The sequence below is a fragment of the Xenorhabdus sp. KK7.4 genome (assembly GCF_963876465.1).
Classification (GTDB): Bacteria; Pseudomonadota; Gammaproteobacteria; order Enterobacterales; family Enterobacteriaceae; genus Xenorhabdus; species Xenorhabdus stockiae.
This window is the reverse complement of record NZ_CAWNQF010000074.1, coordinates 1-16275: the sequence shown is the minus strand read 5'-3', so window position 1 is coordinate 16275 and position 16275 is coordinate 1. Positions and strand designations below refer to the sequence as shown.

13 protein-coding genes and 9 tRNA genes are annotated in these 16275 nt (G+C 39.5%); 12 read left to right on the top strand and 10 right to left on the bottom strand.

Annotation, left to right across the window (positions count from 1 at the left end):
• The first annotated feature begins 42 nt into the window (after positions 1-42).
• The 4 genes from AACS90_RS11825 (at position 43) to AACS90_RS11810 (ending at position 4906) form a co-directional block, all read left to right on the top strand.
• Positions 43-1056, top strand: coding sequence for a phage integrase (locus tag AACS90_RS11825; RefSeq protein WP_099122852.1), 1014 nt, complete (start codon positions 43-45; stop codon positions 1054-1056).
• Positions 1057-1161: 105 nt separating this feature from the next.
• A complete protein-coding gene (ligA, locus tag AACS90_RS11820; protein WP_099122851.1) occupies positions 1162-3195 on the top strand; it encodes an NAD-dependent DNA ligase LigA in 2034 nt (677 codons plus the stop codon).
• A gap of 225 nt (positions 3196-3420) precedes the next feature.
• Complete coding sequence (locus AACS90_RS11815) at positions 3421-4611, top strand: NupC/NupG family nucleoside CNT transporter (protein WP_099122850.1); 1191 nt, start codon at positions 3421-3423, stop codon at positions 4609-4611.
• 79 nt (positions 4612-4690) lie between these two features.
• Complete coding sequence (locus tag AACS90_RS11810; RefSeq protein ID WP_099122849.1) at positions 4691-4906, top strand: DUF3820 family protein; 216 nt, start codon at positions 4691-4693, stop codon at positions 4904-4906.
• Here the strand turns inward: AACS90_RS11810 and AACS90_RS11805 are convergent, their stop codons facing one another.
• Both AACS90_RS11805 and AACS90_RS11800 read right to left on the bottom strand, forming a co-directional pair.
• Positions 4907-5284, bottom strand: coding sequence for a VOC family protein (locus tag AACS90_RS11805; protein WP_099122848.1), 378 nt, complete (start codon positions 5282-5284; stop codon positions 4907-4909).
• A 78-nt stretch (positions 5285-5362) separates the two neighbouring features.
• On the bottom strand, positions 5363-6718 hold the full coding sequence (locus tag AACS90_RS11800) for an MATE family efflux transporter (protein WP_099122847.1): 1356 nt from the start codon (positions 6716-6718) through the stop codon (positions 5363-5365).
• A gap of 525 nt (positions 6719-7243) precedes the next feature.
• Here AACS90_RS11800 and AACS90_RS11795 point away from each other — a divergent pair.
• The gene (locus tag AACS90_RS11795; RefSeq protein ID WP_099122846.1) at positions 7244-8533 is read left to right on the top strand and encodes a hypothetical protein; all 1290 of its coding nucleotides are present in this window, start codon (positions 7244-7246) and stop codon (positions 8531-8533) included.
• Between the two features lie 105 nt (positions 8534-8638).
• On the opposite strand, the gene AACS90_RS11790 is transcribed toward AACS90_RS11795, so the two are convergent.
• From AACS90_RS11790 to gltX, 3 genes are all read right to left on the bottom strand, one after another.
• Positions 8639-8714 (bottom strand) — tRNA-Ala (locus AACS90_RS11790).
• Between the two features lie 30 nt (positions 8715-8744).
• A tRNA-Ala gene (locus AACS90_RS11785) sits at positions 8745-8820 on the bottom strand.
• 184 nt (positions 8821-9004) lie between these two features.
• Entirely contained in the window at positions 9005-10420 is a 1416-nt protein-coding gene (gltX, locus tag AACS90_RS11780; protein ID WP_099122845.1) for a glutamate--tRNA ligase, read from the bottom strand.
• A 281-nt stretch (positions 10421-10701) separates the two neighbouring features.
• On the opposite strand from gltX, the gene AACS90_RS11775 reads away from it, so the two are divergent.
• The 7 genes from AACS90_RS11775 to AACS90_RS11745 all read left to right on the top strand — a co-directional run bounded on the left by AACS90_RS11775 (position 10702) and on the right by AACS90_RS11745 (position 11491).
• A tRNA-Val gene (locus AACS90_RS11775) sits at positions 10702-10777 on the top strand.
• Positions 10778-10834: 57 nt separating this feature from the next.
• Positions 10835-10910: transfer RNA gene (locus tag AACS90_RS11770), tRNA-Val, on the top strand.
• Positions 10911-10991: 81 nt separating this feature from the next.
• Positions 10992-11067: transfer RNA gene (locus AACS90_RS11765), tRNA-Val, on the top strand.
• Positions 11068-11109: 42 nt separating this feature from the next.
• Positions 11110-11185 (top strand) — tRNA-Lys (locus tag AACS90_RS11760).
• A gap of 30 nt (positions 11186-11215) precedes the next feature.
• A tRNA-Lys gene (locus AACS90_RS11755) sits at positions 11216-11291 on the top strand.
• A 30-nt stretch (positions 11292-11321) separates the two neighbouring features.
• Positions 11322-11397 (top strand) — tRNA-Lys (locus AACS90_RS11750).
• A gap of 18 nt (positions 11398-11415) precedes the next feature.
• Positions 11416-11491, top strand: a tRNA-Val gene (locus AACS90_RS11745).
• Between the two features lie 165 nt (positions 11492-11656).
• Here the strand turns inward: AACS90_RS11745 and AACS90_RS11740 are convergent.
• The 5 genes from AACS90_RS11740 to AACS90_RS11720 all read right to left on the bottom strand — a co-directional run bounded on the left by AACS90_RS11740 (position 11657) and on the right by AACS90_RS11720 (position 16140).
• The gene (locus AACS90_RS11740) at positions 11657-12328 is read right to left on the bottom strand and encodes an L-fuculose-phosphate aldolase (protein WP_099122844.1); all 672 of its coding nucleotides are present in this window, start codon (positions 12326-12328) and stop codon (positions 11657-11659) included.
• Between the two features lie 12 nt (positions 12329-12340).
• Positions 12341-13444, bottom strand: a complete 1104-nt coding sequence (mtnA, locus tag AACS90_RS11735; RefSeq protein ID WP_099122843.1) for an S-methyl-5-thioribose-1-phosphate isomerase — start codon at positions 13442-13444, stop codon at positions 12341-12343.
• Positions 13445-13459: 15 nt separating this feature from the next.
• The gene (gene mtnK / locus AACS90_RS11730; protein WP_099122842.1) at positions 13460-14719 is read right to left on the bottom strand and encodes an S-methyl-5-thioribose kinase; all 1260 of its coding nucleotides are present in this window, start codon (positions 14717-14719) and stop codon (positions 13460-13462) included.
• Between the two features lie 213 nt (positions 14720-14932).
• On the bottom strand, positions 14933-15298 hold the full coding sequence (locus AACS90_RS11725) for a YkgJ family cysteine cluster protein (RefSeq protein WP_099122841.1): 366 nt from the start codon (positions 15296-15298) through the stop codon (positions 14933-14935).
• 224 nt (positions 15299-15522) lie between these two features.
• The gene (locus AACS90_RS11720; protein WP_099122840.1) at positions 15523-16140 is read right to left on the bottom strand and encodes an alpha/beta hydrolase family protein; all 618 of its coding nucleotides are present in this window, start codon (positions 16138-16140) and stop codon (positions 15523-15525) included.
• Positions 16141-16275 lie beyond the last annotated feature (135 nt).

Below are 16275 nucleotides of genomic sequence, written 5' to 3'. Positions count from 1 at the left end.
GTACAGAGATAGAAATACCTCGTCTAACTGGAGGGCGCAATCATGGCAATTAAAGCGCTTGAAGGTGGACGTTATAAAGTGGATATAAGACCGCAGGGCAGATCGGGAAGACGAGTCCAGCGTATATTTAACAAAAAAGCGGATGCAATTGCATTCGAACGAAACATCTTAGCTAATGCTGATAATCAAGACTGGAAACCAATAGAAAAGGATTACAGAAAATTATCTGAGCTTTTTGATATTTGGTGGAAATATGAGGGGCGTAACTTAACCTGGGGTGTAAAAAGGAGACAGACTGTGATGAGCATGATCAGGGATATGGATGACCCTCCGGTTTACCAGTTAACTTCCCGTTTCCTAAACGAGTATCGTTCCAGAAGATTATATGAAGGCATAAAAGCATCAACAGTCAATAGAGATATGACAATGCTTGGCGGTATTTTTACTACTCTGATTGAGATAAAGGAATATAAAGGAATTCATCCAATCAAGGGTATGAAACCGCTCAAGGAAAAAACGCCAGAGATGTCTTATCTTACTGAATCAGAGATTGCTGCATTATTGAATTCGATTACTGATGATGCCTGGCGTTTAACGATTCTATGTTTGAACACTGGCGCAAGGTGGGGAGAGATTACTAAGTTAAAGGTGGAAAACATGCTGCATAATCGTGTTACATTTACTGAAACAAAAAATGGTAAACACAGAACTCTCCCTATTTCTGATGAAGTAATGGGGGCAGTTAAGACTAAACAGTCAGGTCTCTTATTTGATGTTAATTATCAATCTTACAGAAAGATGCTGAAAGAGATAAAACCAGACCTGCCTGTTGGTCAAGCAGTGCATGTTTTGCGACACACTTTTGCTGCCCATTTTATGATGAATGGAGGAAATATATTAACCTTACAGAAGATAATGGGGCATGCCAGCATTCAGCAAACTATGACCTACGCGCATTTTGCTCCAGATTATCTATTGGATGCTATTAAGTTTAATCCACTAAGGGGATGTATCCACATTCCATCCACATTATCGGGGAAACATGGGCATCAATAGCACCCCGATAGATTCATAAACTATTGAAACATAAGAGCAGCCCTTGTATAAAGGACTGCTTTATCCCCGGCTCAGTCGAGGGTTTTTCATCTCTGGTGAGAAGTCATGAAAAATATTATTCAAAAAATTAACGAACTAAGAACAACATTGCGTCATCATGAGTATTTATACCATGTTATGGATGCACCAGAGATCCCGGATGCGGAATATGATCGCTTAATGCGGGAACTAAAATCACTGGAAGAACAGCACCCGGAACTGATTACTGCGGATTCACCTACCCAGCGGGTCGGAGCAGCGCCATTAACTGCATTTGAGCAGGTGCGTCATGAAATCCCGATGTTATCTCTGGATAATGTTTTTGATCAAGAAAGCTATCTGGCGTTTGATAAACGTGTTCGTGATCGTCTGAAAGACAGTCGTGAACTGGTATTTTGCTGTGAACTCAAACTTGATGGTCTGGCTGTTAGCCTGCTGTATGAAAACGGCGAGTTAGTGCGGGCGGCTACCCGTGGCGATGGTACTACGGGAGAAAATATAACCGCTAATGTTCGTACGATCCGCGCAATTCCACTGCGTTTGAAAGGAGACAATATTCCAGCTCGTATTGAGATCCGGGGTGAAGTCTTTATGAAGCAGGCTGGTTTTGAAAAACTTAACGAAGAAGCCCGTCGGACAGGTAATAAAGTATTTGCCAATCCTCGCAATGCCGCAGCCGGATCGTTGCGCCAACTTGATCCGCGCATTACAGCTAAACGTCCACTGACTTTTTATTGTTATGGTGTTGGCGTTATTGAAGGCGGAGATTCAGAAAACGGGCAGTTGCCAGCAAGCCATTACGGGCGCCTGATGCAATTCAGGCAGTGGGGGCTTCCGGTCAGTGACAAAGTGAAATTATGTCAGGGAACCCAGCAGGTATTGGATTTTTACCGTGAGATAGAGCAACAGCGCCCTGAGCTGGGTTTTGATATTGACGGTGTTGTTATCAAAGTTGACTCCCTTGAACTGCAGGAAGCACTAGGATTCGTAGCCAGAGCACCTCGCTGGGCGACGGCATTCAAGTTTCCGGCACAAGAACAAATAACCATAGTGCGGGATGTTGAATTTCAGGTAGGGCGTACGGGCGCTATTACGCCGGTTGCACGTCTGGAGCCGGTACAGGTTGCAGGTGTCATCGTCAGTAATGCCACTTTGCATAATGCAGATGAAATTGAGCGTCTGGGGTTGCGCATAGGTGATACTGTTGTTATCCGTCGTGCGGGTGACGTTATTCCACAGGTTGTCGGTGTCATTCAGGAAAAAAGACCAACAGAGAGCCAGGAAGTTGTTTTCCCGGAGCATTGCCCTGTTTGTGGCTCTGATATTGAACGTGTTGAAGGAGAAGCGGTAGCACGTTGTACCGGTGGATTATTCTGTGGTGCACAGCGTAAAGAAGCATTAAGGCATTTCGTTTCCCGCCGTGCAATGGATGTGGATGGAATGGGAGAGAAAATTATTGAGCAGCTGGTTGATAAGGAATATGTCAAAACTCCGGCTGATCTTTTCCGTCTTACTGCAGGGAAATTAACGGGTCTTGAGCGTATGGGGCCAAAATCCGCTCAGAACGTGGTGAATGCGCTGGAAAAATCCAAGAAAACAACCTTTGCCCGTTTTATTTATTCACTGGGAATTCGTGAGGTCGGAGAGGCGACGGCTGCTAATTTAGTTGCTCATTTCGGGACACTGGGAAAATTACGTGTAGCAGATACGCAAGCTCTGATTGTTGTTCAGGATGTGGGAGAAGTTGTTGCCAGTCATGTGGTTAATTTCTTTAATGAACCACATAATCAGGCAGTCATTGATGATCTCGTCAATAATATTGGCATCCACTGGGAATCGGCAGAAGTACCACAAGTCGCAGATATTGATAGCCCATTTGCAGGTAAGACTGTGGTGTTGACCGGATCACTAAGTCGTTTATCTCGGGATGAGGCTAAAGACAAATTGGCTGCTTTGGGAGCTAAAGTTACAGTCAGTGTTTCCAAAAAAACCGATCTGGTGATTGCTGGTGAAGCAGCCGGTTCCAAATTAGCGAAAGCCACAGAGTTAGGGATAGCTGTTATTGATGAAGAAGAAATGCTTCGTCTTTTAGGTGAGTAATAAGTAGGGACGTAATCTTCAGAAAGGCGCTATTGAGGTTTCAGTAGCGCCTATACTTTGCATACATGATAGCCATGTTCTGGTTAAAAGTGTGATCCGGTTTGCTAAATTTAGGTTTTGTTACCTCTTGCATAATAAATTAATGTGATAATTATCACGATTTATTATCGTATATTACGAAATGCGGTTATAAATTTGCACCTCGTCAGATTTGGAGTTCCTTTTATGTCTCATATTTTTCATTTTGTCCTCGCCTTAGTGCTCATTGGTGGCCTGGCGATTTTGGCGAGTAATAACCGGAAGGATATAAGGATCCGGTATATTATTCAGTTACTTGTTATTGAACTTGTTCTGGCGTGGTTTTTCCTGAATTCGAATGCCGGATTAGGGATCGTCAAAGGGTTTGATAACCTGTTTGTTCACTTGCTGTCTTATGCCGCAGAAGGTACTAACTTTGTTTTCAGTGGTATGATTGACGCAAAACTGGCATTTTTCTTCCTGAACGTACTTTGTCCTATCATCTTTATTTCCGCCCTGATTGGTATTTTGCAGCACATTAAAATTCTGCCGATTGTGATCCGTGCTATTGGTACAGTTCTGTCCAAGGTGAATGGTATGGGTAAACTAGAATCTTTCAATGCAGTCAGTTCATTGATTCTGGGCCAGTCAGAGAATTTCATCGCTTATAAAGATGTATTGGACAAAATGTCTGAACGCCGGATGTACACCATGGCTGCAACCGCGATGTCTACAGTATCTATGTCCATCGTGGGTGCTTATATGACGATGCTGGATGCAAAATATGTGGTTGCAGCTCTGATACTTAATATGTTCAGCACCTTTATCGTTCTGTCTCTCATTAACCCTTACTCTGTTAAAAGTGAAGGGGATATTCATATGAGCAACTTGCATGAAGGGCAAAGTTTCTTTGAAATGCTCGGTGAATATATTCTGGCGGGTTTCAAAGTTGCATTGATCGTATCGGCCATGCTGATTGGTTTTATTGCTCTGATTGCGGCTATCAATGCTGTCTTTGATATGATATTTGGCATTACCTTTCAGGAATGTTTAGGCTATGTTTTCTATCCGTTTGCCTGGATTATTGGTATTCCTGCTGATGAGGCACTGAAGGTAGGCAGCATCATGGCGACCAAGCTGGTTTCTAATGAGTTTGTTGCTATGCAGGGTTTGCAGGAAATTGCCGGGCAATTGAGTGAGCGTTCAAAAGGAATTCTGTCGGTATTTTTAGTTTCTTTTGCTAACTTCTCCTCTATCGGAATTGTCGCCGGAGCTATCAAGGGCTTGAATGAAAAACAGGGAAATACTGTTGCACGTTTTGGCCTGAAACTGTTGTTTGGTTCAACATTGGTGAGTTTCCTGTCCGCAGCCATCACCGGACTGGTAATGAGTTTTTAAATTCACAGTGACCTGTGTTTCAGAATGAAAATGGCATCTTATAGGTGCCATTTTTTTACATAAAGAAAAGGCTTAAAGAATGGATAAAGAAAACCTACTGGAAATTGCTAACACAGTAATGCCATTTGGAAAATATAAAGGAAGAATGTTAATTGATCTTCCGGAAGAATATCTTCTTTGGTTTGCCCGTAAGGGAGAATTTCCACAAGGCAAGCTGGGGACACTAATGGAAATGACCCTTGCAATTAAGATTGAAGGGCTGGATTCACTGGTAAAACCATTGAAAAAATCCTAATTAACCGTAAGTTGGGTCAAGTGGCGCTATCGGTGATGAAATATCGATTAGTGCACCACTTTTATCCTTGATTAACATGCGCCGTTGCCCATAAGGTAAGTCACGTGGTGGTTCGATAATATCCAGCTTAAGTGTTTTTGCTTTCTCAAAATAAGAATCAATATCTTCTACAACAAAAGTGATAATCACGCCTTGGCAAGCCTTGTGGTATGTTTCTGGAATGAATTCACTTGTTTTTAAAAAAGCGGAAACTTGCTCATTTGATTCAGAAGACATGGAGATAAACCAGTAGGATTCATATTCAATGTTAAACTTCAATAAGTTAACAAATAAATTCCTCGTACTTATTAAATCATCAGTGAGAATATTAACTAACATATTGATCTACCTTTAAAGATTAGTCAGATTATACTTAGCCTTAAACTGTTTTATGTGATTGTAAATCTATACGAACATTTATGATGTATGTTTAAGTATTCTCTTAAATTTTAAACCTAATACCATTGATAGAGTTATACAGTTTGTTAATAAGCCAAAAACAAGCCCACACCAAAAGCCAATAAAGCCCATTTTCTCTGTAATCAGGTCTGTTAACCCTAATGTAAAAGCCAAAGGTACGCCAATAAACCAATAACCGAAAAGAGGAACATAGAAAACTATTTTTGTCTCATGAAACCCACGTAAAATCCCTGATAATATGGAGTGTATAGAATCAAATAGTTGAAATAATAATAAAAAGACGATTACTCCGAGAGCTATATTTATTACAAGAATATCTTTTGTATATAAACTGATAATATGTTCAGCATAAAGAAAAAACATAATTCCTAGCATAAGAGTAATCAATGTAGTAGATACTAAAGAGAGTAAACTAAATCCTAGTGTTGATGAATAAGCTTTCTTAGCACTCAAGTAGCTTATTTTTACTGTTGTAACAGCAGAAAATCCACCGCTAATAGTTATTATCATGGATGATATTATAATTATAATATTATTAGCTGCAATATATACAGTACCTAAAGTTGCAATGCCAAGTGAAATGGCATCAATAAATATCACTTCAACAAAGAGTGCTAATCCACTTGGGATACCGATCAAAAACAATCTTTTTAATCCTGAGTTGAGTTTTAGAGATAATTTAAATCTGTATTTTTCATATTCTTTTTTTCGCAAAAAATAGATAATCAGCAAGATAGCACTGAGGGTGTTGATAATTGCAGTTGTGATCCCTGCTCCTACTCCACCCATTTCTGGTACGCCAAATTTACCAAAAACGAAAATGTAGTTTAAAGGTATATTGACTATAAGAGCAAAAATAGAGATATACATCGCAACTTTGGTGTTTTCAAGTGCTTGCAACAAAGAACGAAAGACATTGAATATCATCACACCCGGTACACCAAATGCCATAGCTGTAATATAACCTTTTGTGATGTGTACAACATCTTCATCAATACCAATAAGCGATAAAAGCTGAACCGCTAATAATAAGAAGACAACAATAGGAATCGATAAAATCAATGCGGCAGATATGTAGTTATTAACACACTCTTTAATGCCTTCGATATCATTATTTGCCCGAAGTTTAGCAACATCAGCAGATAGCATCAGGATAACGCCAAAACCCAATACAAAGATGGGGAACCAAATACTACTCCCTAGCGATACGGCAGCGAGCGCATTTGTCGAGTAGTGGCCTGATACGATAACATCCACGGCACTCATTGCTATTCTGGTAAGCTGCGTTACTATGATTGGGGTTGATAGTAAAAAAAGATACTTTATATCGTTCAACAAGGCAGTTTTTTGCATGATTTTCCCTGTAAAAATATTATTTTTTTAATTACCCTGTATTAATTTCAACATAATAGAATGATCGTATAAGTAGCTACGGTTTTTATTTTTTTTGAAAGTTTATTACTGAGTGGCTGAGATAAATAGTAGAGTATGTTATTAGGACTGAAATTTTTTAGATTAATTAAAACTAATACTGATTATAATCATCAAATAAAAACTAATGCAACATATTGTTAACACTTTGTTCGTAAAATATCACTTTTATTAGGTTTTGAGAGTATGGCTACTTTGGGGATTCTATTAACCATTTGATATATAGTGAATTAATTCTTTTGTTCTATATTAATGGCGGAAATATTTTTGTTTTAAGGGTGGTATTTTAACTTTTGTGATTGTATTTTCAGGTGATAACTATTTTTCATTACCAAAATGACTTATGTTTTTTTAATATGTTTTATGGTTTTTCTTTACATTGAAGATGATATGGAAATTTTTATTTTATTTTATCGGGTTTATACTAAATTATTTTAAGGTGGTAATATGAATATTGATAATAATATAGTTTTATCTGAGAAAACAGAAGAATCGTCACCTATTACTGTATCTATACCTGATGGTGCTGATGTTATTGTTGGACAGCATATATATCTAGTCGTAACAGTGAAATCGCCACAGGTTAAGTCTATTAAGAGTATTTCAATAGAAGATCCAAAAAAAAATATTTCGGTACTAGAGGTAGTAGAAGATTGGAAGTTAATAAATGATACTTCCGGTAAAGCTATATTTACATTGGAGATTGATGATAAATTGTCATCAAATACTTCAATTAGCTATACGGTTCATGCTTATTCGGATAAGAATATTGATGTAGAGGGAATCGCACCTTTGAACGTTGGTTATATGACAAAAAGAATGAAGAAGAATAGTGTGATTTCATTAAATACAGAAATAGAAGTTCTCGATACATTAGATGCACCTAGTCCTATTGATGATCCAAATAGTAAATATAATGTTTATTCCGGTGTAGTAACTGATGAAAATAATAATCCATTAATAAATACTCAAGTGATAATATCATCTGTATCTCGACAGAAATCATTAGATCTTGCTAATATAACAACAGACCCAATTAGTAGTAACACACCGGAACTTATTGAAATTCAAAAGCGAAAATCTCTTCCTGATTTTATTGCGGTTAATAGTGATGAAAGTGGAAGTATAAGATTTCGTGTTTATTCTAAACAAGGCTTTAGTGGTACAATTGATTTTACTACTGAAATTTTGGGGATAATTAATCCAACATATGCTGAATCCGCGTATATTGTTGGAAGTTATGAATCTTCAACTTTCCATCTCCAGAATCCATTGATACTTGGAATTTTACCAGGGGGAATTGTTAGAAAAAAATCTGGAGTTAAAGAATTTAAAGTAGGTGTTCCAGAATATAAAAATCCCAGAATTGATGATGCTATTATATTCTTGATGAAGGATGAAAATAATAAAACAATCCAATTTAAACCTGTACATTATGTGGATGATGTCCAAAATATTGGGGGATATAGTTTTCATTTATCATATGAAAAAATACCATTTAATAAGAAAATGGATTTTTATTATATAATTTTAGATTTCGCTGGGAATTATTCTTATTCCAAGAAATTAAACGTTATCTTTGAAGATGATTCTGGAGCTGGAACTAACCCCAATAATGGAGGCAACACAGGAAATGGAAATCACTGCGACAACGGTCTTTATAATAAAGTCGATGTAGACTCAAATTATGAAGATGGAAAATTCAGTTTAAAAATAAAAAGCATCACACTGATTTAATGTTTTTAAAATACCTGAGCATCAAAAGAAAAGCAGGGCAATTTTTCTATACACGACCATAAGAAAAAATCCCTGAAAACTTGCGTCTTCAGGGATTCAGAATTTTGGTGGAGCTAAGCGGGATCGAACCGCTGACCTCTTGCATGCCATGCAAGCGCTCTCCCAGCTGAGCTATAGCCCCACAAATGTGGCGTTCCGAATCAGGATATTTTGGTGGAGCTAAGCGGGATCGAACCGCTGACCTCTTGCATGCCATGCAAGCGCTCTCCCAGCTGAGCTATAGCCCCAAATCAAAATCCTGTGGAACGGAGCGCATCATATGAAACCCAGCGAATTCTGTCAACGAATTCATTAGTATTCTATGTATAAGCGCTGAAAAAGCCATCAATACTAGGTTGTGAGAATAAAAAATAAAGGCACAACAATAAACTGAGTGCCTTTACATTTACGTTAGCCTGTTTCTAATGCTGATTATTGCGCTTCACGCTGTGCAATATAAGCGAGGGCTTTATCAATACGAGCCAATGAACGAGCCTGATTGATGGCGTGAATGGTTACATCAACACTTGGTGATTGGCCTGCACCAGTAACTGCAACGCGCAGTGGCATGCCTACTTTACCCATTCCTACTTCCAGTTCGTCAGCTGTTGCCTGAATAGCGTGATGAATATTTTCAGGTGTCCATTCGGTAATGGATGCCAGTTTAGTGCGTACAACTTCTAATGGCTGACGCGCAACCGGACGCAGATGTTTTTTCGCAGCATCGGCATCGAACTCTGCAAACTCTTCATAGAAGTAACGCCCAGCGCTGGCCATTTCTTTTAATGTTTTGCAACGCTCACCCAGCAGTTTGATCAGATCCACTAACTCTGGGCCTGTGCGGGTATCGATACCTTGCTGTTCAATATGCCATGCTAAATGAACGGCAACTTCTTCTGCTGGCAGGGTATTGATGTAATGATGGTTCAGCCAAAGCAATTTTTCAGTATTGAAAGCACTGGCTGATTTGCTGATAGCATCAAGGCTGAACAGTTCAGTCATTTCTTCAACTGTAAAAATTTCCTGATCACCGTGTGACCATCCCAAACGTACCAGATAGTTCAGCAATGCTTCTGGCAAGTAACCATCATCGCGATATTGCATTACGCTGACCGCGCCATGGCGTTTGGACAGTTTTTTACCGTCGTCACCGAGGATCATAGAAACATGTGCATATTCTGGTACTGGCGCGTTGAGCGCTTTCAGAATATTAATCTGACGTGGTGTGTTGTTAATATGGTCTTCACCACGAATAACGTGAGTGATTTCCATATCCCAGTCATCAATAACAACACAGAAGTTATAAGTTGGTGAACCATCAGTACGGCGGATGATCAAATCGTCCAGTTCCTGATTACTGAATTCAATCGGGCCACGGATGCTGTCATTAAAAATAACAGAACCTTCCTGTGGGTTGCGGAAACGTACAACATGAGGTTCATCATGGCTGTGCTGGCACTCACTATCACGGCAACGGCCGTCATAACGAGGTTTTTCACCATTTGCCATTTGAGTTTCACGCAATTGCTCCAGATGTTCCTTGGAACAGTAGCAACGATAGGCTGTACCATTTACCAGCATTTCATCAATAACCTGATTGTAACGGTCAAAACGTTTAGTCTGATAATAAGGGCCTTCATCCCAATTCAGGTTTAACCAGTTCATTCCGTCCATAATCGCATCAATGGCTTCCTGAGTTGAACGCTCCAGATCTGTATCTTCAATGCGCAGAACGAATTCACCTTTGTTATGGCGACTGTATAGCCAGGAATAAAGGGCGGTGCGTGCGCCACCAACGTGAAGGTAGCCAGTAGGACTTGGCGCAAAACGGGTTTTTATTTTACTCATTGGGAGTTGCCTTAATGACGTTCTACTTCTCAGAGAACGTTTTGGATGATTGAAGTAACAATTAAAATAACAATAGTGGGGAGCATTTTATCACTGGACTTCAATTCCTCAATGGCGTTGATGGTAGGTTATTGAGAAAAACCCAAATGCATTGCCTAAATGATAACCTTATGTGACTATAATTGTTTCATTCTGTGTAATTTTGCGACGAACGGAAATTTTAGCAATAAAAACCGTTGACTCACCTCGAACTATCCCTATAATGCGACTCCATCACGACGGGGCGATTAGCTCAGTTGGTAGAGCATCTCCCTTACAAGGAGGGGGTCATCAGTTCGAATCTGGTATCGCCCACCACTCTCAGTGATAAACTGAAAGCGGCAGGCCGTAGTGATAAAAAATGATTTTATGATTGGGCGATTAGCTCAGTTGGTAGAGCATCTCCCTTACAAGGAGGGGGTCATCAGTTCGAATCTGGTATCGCCCACCAATCGTAAATCAGTGATATATCGATGTTGTTACAGATAATTATTCAGTAATAGTCATCATGCAGTAATAGTCAGCATGAAGTGGGCGATTAGCTCAGTTGGTAGAGCATCTCCCTTACAAGGAGGGGGTCATCAGTTCGAATCTGGTATCGCCCACCACTTCATTAGATTGTTCCGCAGTATCACACTGATATTTTAGATGGGTCGTTAGCTCAGTCGGTAGAGCAGTTGACTTTTAATCAATTGGTCGCAGGTTCGAATCCTGCACGACCCACCATCTAAATATCAAAATCAAAATTATCTAATTGGGTCGTTAGCTCAGTCGGTAGAGCAGTTGACTTTTAATCAATTGGTCGCAGGTTCGAATCCTGCACGACCCACCATTTAGATATAAAAATCAGAATTACCTAATCGGGTCGTTAGCTCAGTCGGTAGAGCAGTTGACTTTTAATCAATTGGTCGCAGGTTCGAATCCTGCACGACCCACCATTTAGGTAGCCATGAAGTGGGCGATTAGCTCAGTTGGTAGAGCATCTCCCTTACAAGGAGGGGGTCATCAGTTCGAATCTGGTATCGCCCACCACTTCATATAATTCCCCTAAGAAATCATCAAAAAATATAAAACCAAGCAAGGTTTATATTCACATTTTATTCAAATAATTCCTGTTCATTACCGCGAATGAGTAATACAAATAAAACAGCATTATCTTTTAGTGAAATCAAAGCATGCTGTTTTTTTAATCTGTTATTATGCTTTTAATCCGTATCGTTTGAATTTCATCAATACTTTTTGCATTTCTTCGGATGAGAGTACAGGGATCCGTTCTGCAATATTGCCTACAGAGTTCCCTATTACGGGTAGTATTTTCAAATAGAGTTGTGCCAATATTTCGATTTCATTGGCCAGCCATAATGCTTTTTCCAGATTGGCTTCCATCGCAATCATACCGTGGTGCTGCATTAACAGTGCCTTGCTATGCCTAATCCCTGTTTTGACACTTTCTGCCAGTTCTTGTGTCCCGAATGTTGAGTAGGGAATACAGGGAACATGATCCGTTCCTGTCACTGCCACCATATAGTGAATAGCCGGGATACCATGATTGAGAATTGAAACGGCAGTTGCATTGACTGCATGATTATGTACAACAGCATTTAATTCAGGGCGTGCTTCATAGCAGGAAAGATGGAAGTGCCATTCGCTTGAGGGAATTTTATCTGATTCTGCTTCTCCCGAATAATTAATGTAGACAATTTGCTCCGGGGTTAATTTTTCATAGGGGATCCCGCTGGGGGTGATAAGAAATCCATCTTGATAACGGGCACTAATGTTACCAGATGTGCCTTGATTTAAACCCAGAGCATTCATCTTAAGGCAAGTATCGATAATTGCTTGAGCAATATGTTTTTTACTGACTGTCATAAAAAATAATCATTATAAATTATATGGATATAAATCAGGAAAGAGCATGCGTAAGCCTTCTGCGCTGGCATCACAAATTCCACGTTCTGTAATTAACCCGGTAATTAATTCTGCCGGGGTAACATCAAACGCATAATTCCCGCAAACCGTTCCCTGAGGTGCTGTATTGACCCAACTGTGTTTTCCGTCAGCCGTCATTCCGTAGACGTGTGACTGTTCATCACCTGAACGTTGTTCAATGGGGATCTCTTTTACGCCGTCCCAGACGGTAAAATCCAGTGTCGGTGATGGTAACGCAACATAAAATGGTACCTGATTTGCTTTTGCAGCCAGAGCCTTAAGGTAAGTGCCAATTTTATTACACACATCACCTCTTGCGGTTGTCCGGTCTGTACCTACGATACACAAATCCACTTTGCCATGCTGCATTAAATGTCCACCGGCATTATCGGCAATTAAAGTATGTGGTACACCATGTGAACCTAACTCAAAAGCCGTCAATCCACCCTGATTACGAGGGCGAGTTTCATCAACCCAGACATGAACCCTGATACCCGCATCATGTGCCATGTAAATAGGTGATAATGCGGTTCCCCAATCCACAGTTGCCAGCCACCCAGCGTTGCAGTGAGTTAATATATTCATTACTTCACCGGCTGATTTTGTGGCTGCGATTTCTTGTATGATTTTTAAACCATTTTCACCAATCTTATGACACAGCTTGACATCTTCATCTGCAATTTCATTGGCAGTACGATAAGCAGTTTCTACACGCTGAACGGGAGGCGTGTTTTCTAGTGCCTGATATGTGCGATCCAGCGCCCATTTTAAATTAATGGCGGTTGGCCGGGTTTTAACTAAAGTATCGTAAGCTATTTGTAGATTTTCATTGCTGCTACTTTGACGCATCGCCAGTGCCATACCATACGCAGCAACTGCACCAATTAAAGGTGCACCTCTTACCCACATATCTTTGATAGCTGTTGCAGCATCCTGAACGGTATTCAACTGAATAGTTTTTAATTCAAAAGGCAGTTTGGTCTGGTCAAAAATTTCGACAGTATACCCATCGTCAGCAAGCCAAACAGAGCGATAATGGGTTCCATTAATCTTCATCTCGGTTTCTTAACCTTATGTAATATGATGTTTAATCTGTGAAAAATTCTGGTACTTATTCTTGTTGACAATTAACTCACGTGCCAGTTTTAGTGCTTGTTTTTCACAACCGGCTCGTAATGTCGGGTCATCAATCTGTTTGAAATCAGCAACACCGGCGAAGCCTATAATGCGGCGATTAATTTCAAGCCCGGCATAGACCAGAGTTTCTTCGAATAAATTGGAGAAAAAATCATCCTGGGCAGTTTTAAGGAACGATGAATTGAAAGTTCCCTGTTGGTAGATGGTGACAGGATAGGCTTCTCCGGTTGTTTTTTCATTCCATAATTGACGAAAATGATGTTCAAATATTTCCCATGTTTTTTCAATCTGCATGAAGAGCCATGATTGATAATCAGCACATTGCTCTATATTCTCCCGCAGAGCAGGTTGAGCAAAATAAGCCATAAACAGATTGCCGATATAATTGCCTATATCGAATGCCATTGGACCCATAAAGCTAAATTCTGGATCAATCACTTTTGTGGAATCAGGTGTGACCATAATGGAGCCGGAGTGAAGATCACCATGCAAAAGTGCCTGCGTTTCAGTCATGAATTTGTATTTATACCGCATTGCAGTTTGGATCATGGCCTGATCTTGCCAGATGGCATGAATATCATTATCAAGTTGAGGGGAAGTCCAGTTGTTTCTTTCGGCATTAAAATATGGCTCTGTAAAAATCAGATCTTCAGTGATCTTACAAAGCTCATGGTTATTGGCAAAACGGCTTACCAGTTCTTTTTTCTCTTTGCTATCCATCCCTATATCAGAGGTATGGAATAGTGTATCAGCAAGAAAAATGCCAATGTCTTTAGCTAGATGAGGGAATTTTTCACCAGAAATCAGTTTATTGCGTAAGATAATGTGTTTATCTAAATACTCCATCGCAAACAAAGACATTTCTTCATCATAGAAATAGACATCGGGTACATACTGATGAGCAAATTTTTTTTCTTCTAATAGGGCATGGTATTCGAAATAGGTTCGGACAAGGGAAAGCTGCCATGATTCACCAGCAGCCCGAACGTAAGGTAAGGATTGTTTGACCACAATAGTTTTTTCTGTTCCGGCAACAATAAAAACTAAATTCAGGTTTCCATCACCTATTTCCTGTATCTGCCAGGTTTCAGGCAATCCTCCGAGTGAGATGGTGGCGGGTAAATTTTTCGCAAGATAATGTGGTAAAGACTCACAGGTCTGGGGGATATACTCAGTAGGAACATAAACAGACATTATTTTTCATCCTGATAATATCATGAAAGAAAGTTCATAAAATGAACAGGGATAACACATTTTGCGGTAATGGATTTTTACAGTTGTTAACTATAAGTATACAAAAGTAAAGTGTCTGTGATGAAAATAACGAATATGGTCTGATAACAATAAGATATATCCAAGAGATTTCAAATTGCATCGTAATGATAAAAGTACGACGAATGTGCTAGTTCAGGTTTGTGGTTTTGGTAGTGGAGGAAGGCCATGAGCAACTCTGGCACGATCACAGGCTTCATTGTAATTGTCAGTTTCCCATGCCTGCGAAAATTCTCGGCAAGGGGAAGGGCGCTTGTCATAAATAGTACAGGAAACCGAATGGCCAACTTTGCCCTGTAAGTTTATACAACGGGGATGGGGCTCGTTTGTACCTTTCATGCAGCACATAAAATCGTTCAGTTTTTCAGTGGCAGCAACCGGGACTGTACCTCCTCCATCCTCAGCTTCCGCCCAATAAAATGAGACCCTGAAAAATGCACAGCAGGCACCACAGCTAATGCAGAAATTATTCTGTGATTGGGTATTTAATATATGATCCATACCAGAAGTCTCTATCTGATGTTTAAGAGCCACATTTTGACGAAGTTATTAACTATGGAAAATTATCTTTTTTGTATAAAGATAACTATTTGAGGATAGGTTATCTTTGTGAAAAATGGCGAACTTCAAGAGAAATTTATTTTTAATTGAAAAAAGAAAACTGCCTCTTTTAAAGACAGTTTTTTATTTAATTAACAGATTGTTACTTTGAAATAGGTGAGTTTTTATTTAGGGAATACTTGTTGGAAAAAGATAAGGATATGGTTCAGGATCTCATTATGAATTTCTTCCCGGCTTCTATCTCCACCATCTTTACAAATAACTCCACCTTTTGGGTTATTTTTTTCAATAAGAGCGATTGCATTGGGTTTACAATTTGGCCTAAAGCTAAAATGCATTGCATCGTCAATAACGATGTATTTTGATTTCTCTTTTGGAAGGTTTTTAGCCAGATACTCAGATTCCAGTTCAGCAGGCATATCCCCCACATCAACACCAGCGGCTATAACGAGTGTTGGTATATTTATCATGCTTAAACTTTGAGATGAAAAGCCTCTGGTTAGTGCCAGATCAAGGGAAATAATGGCTTTAACTCTCTGGTCACCCAAATCACCATCTAATTTTGCTTTGATGATTTCATTTTTACCTATTCCTAATTCAGATAATATGTTGCAAGAAGCAAGAATTTGATTAGTTTTGCAGTCAGTAACTAATAAATCTGAGTTGAATCTAGCGCCTGTAAGTTCAACAACAGACCAGCCGCCTAATGAATGACCAATTGCTGCTATTCGTTCTTTATCAATTAACTCAGCAAAATCAGATTGCTCTAAATAACTTTTCATAATAGTGGGACACTCGATTTACTTTCTCTGAAAGAGTCTATTTGCAGATTTTTTCAAGAATTTTTTCACATTACTGAGCAGTTGCCACATATACCGACAACAATGGTTACGTGTGACTGTTTCATGTAACGTGTG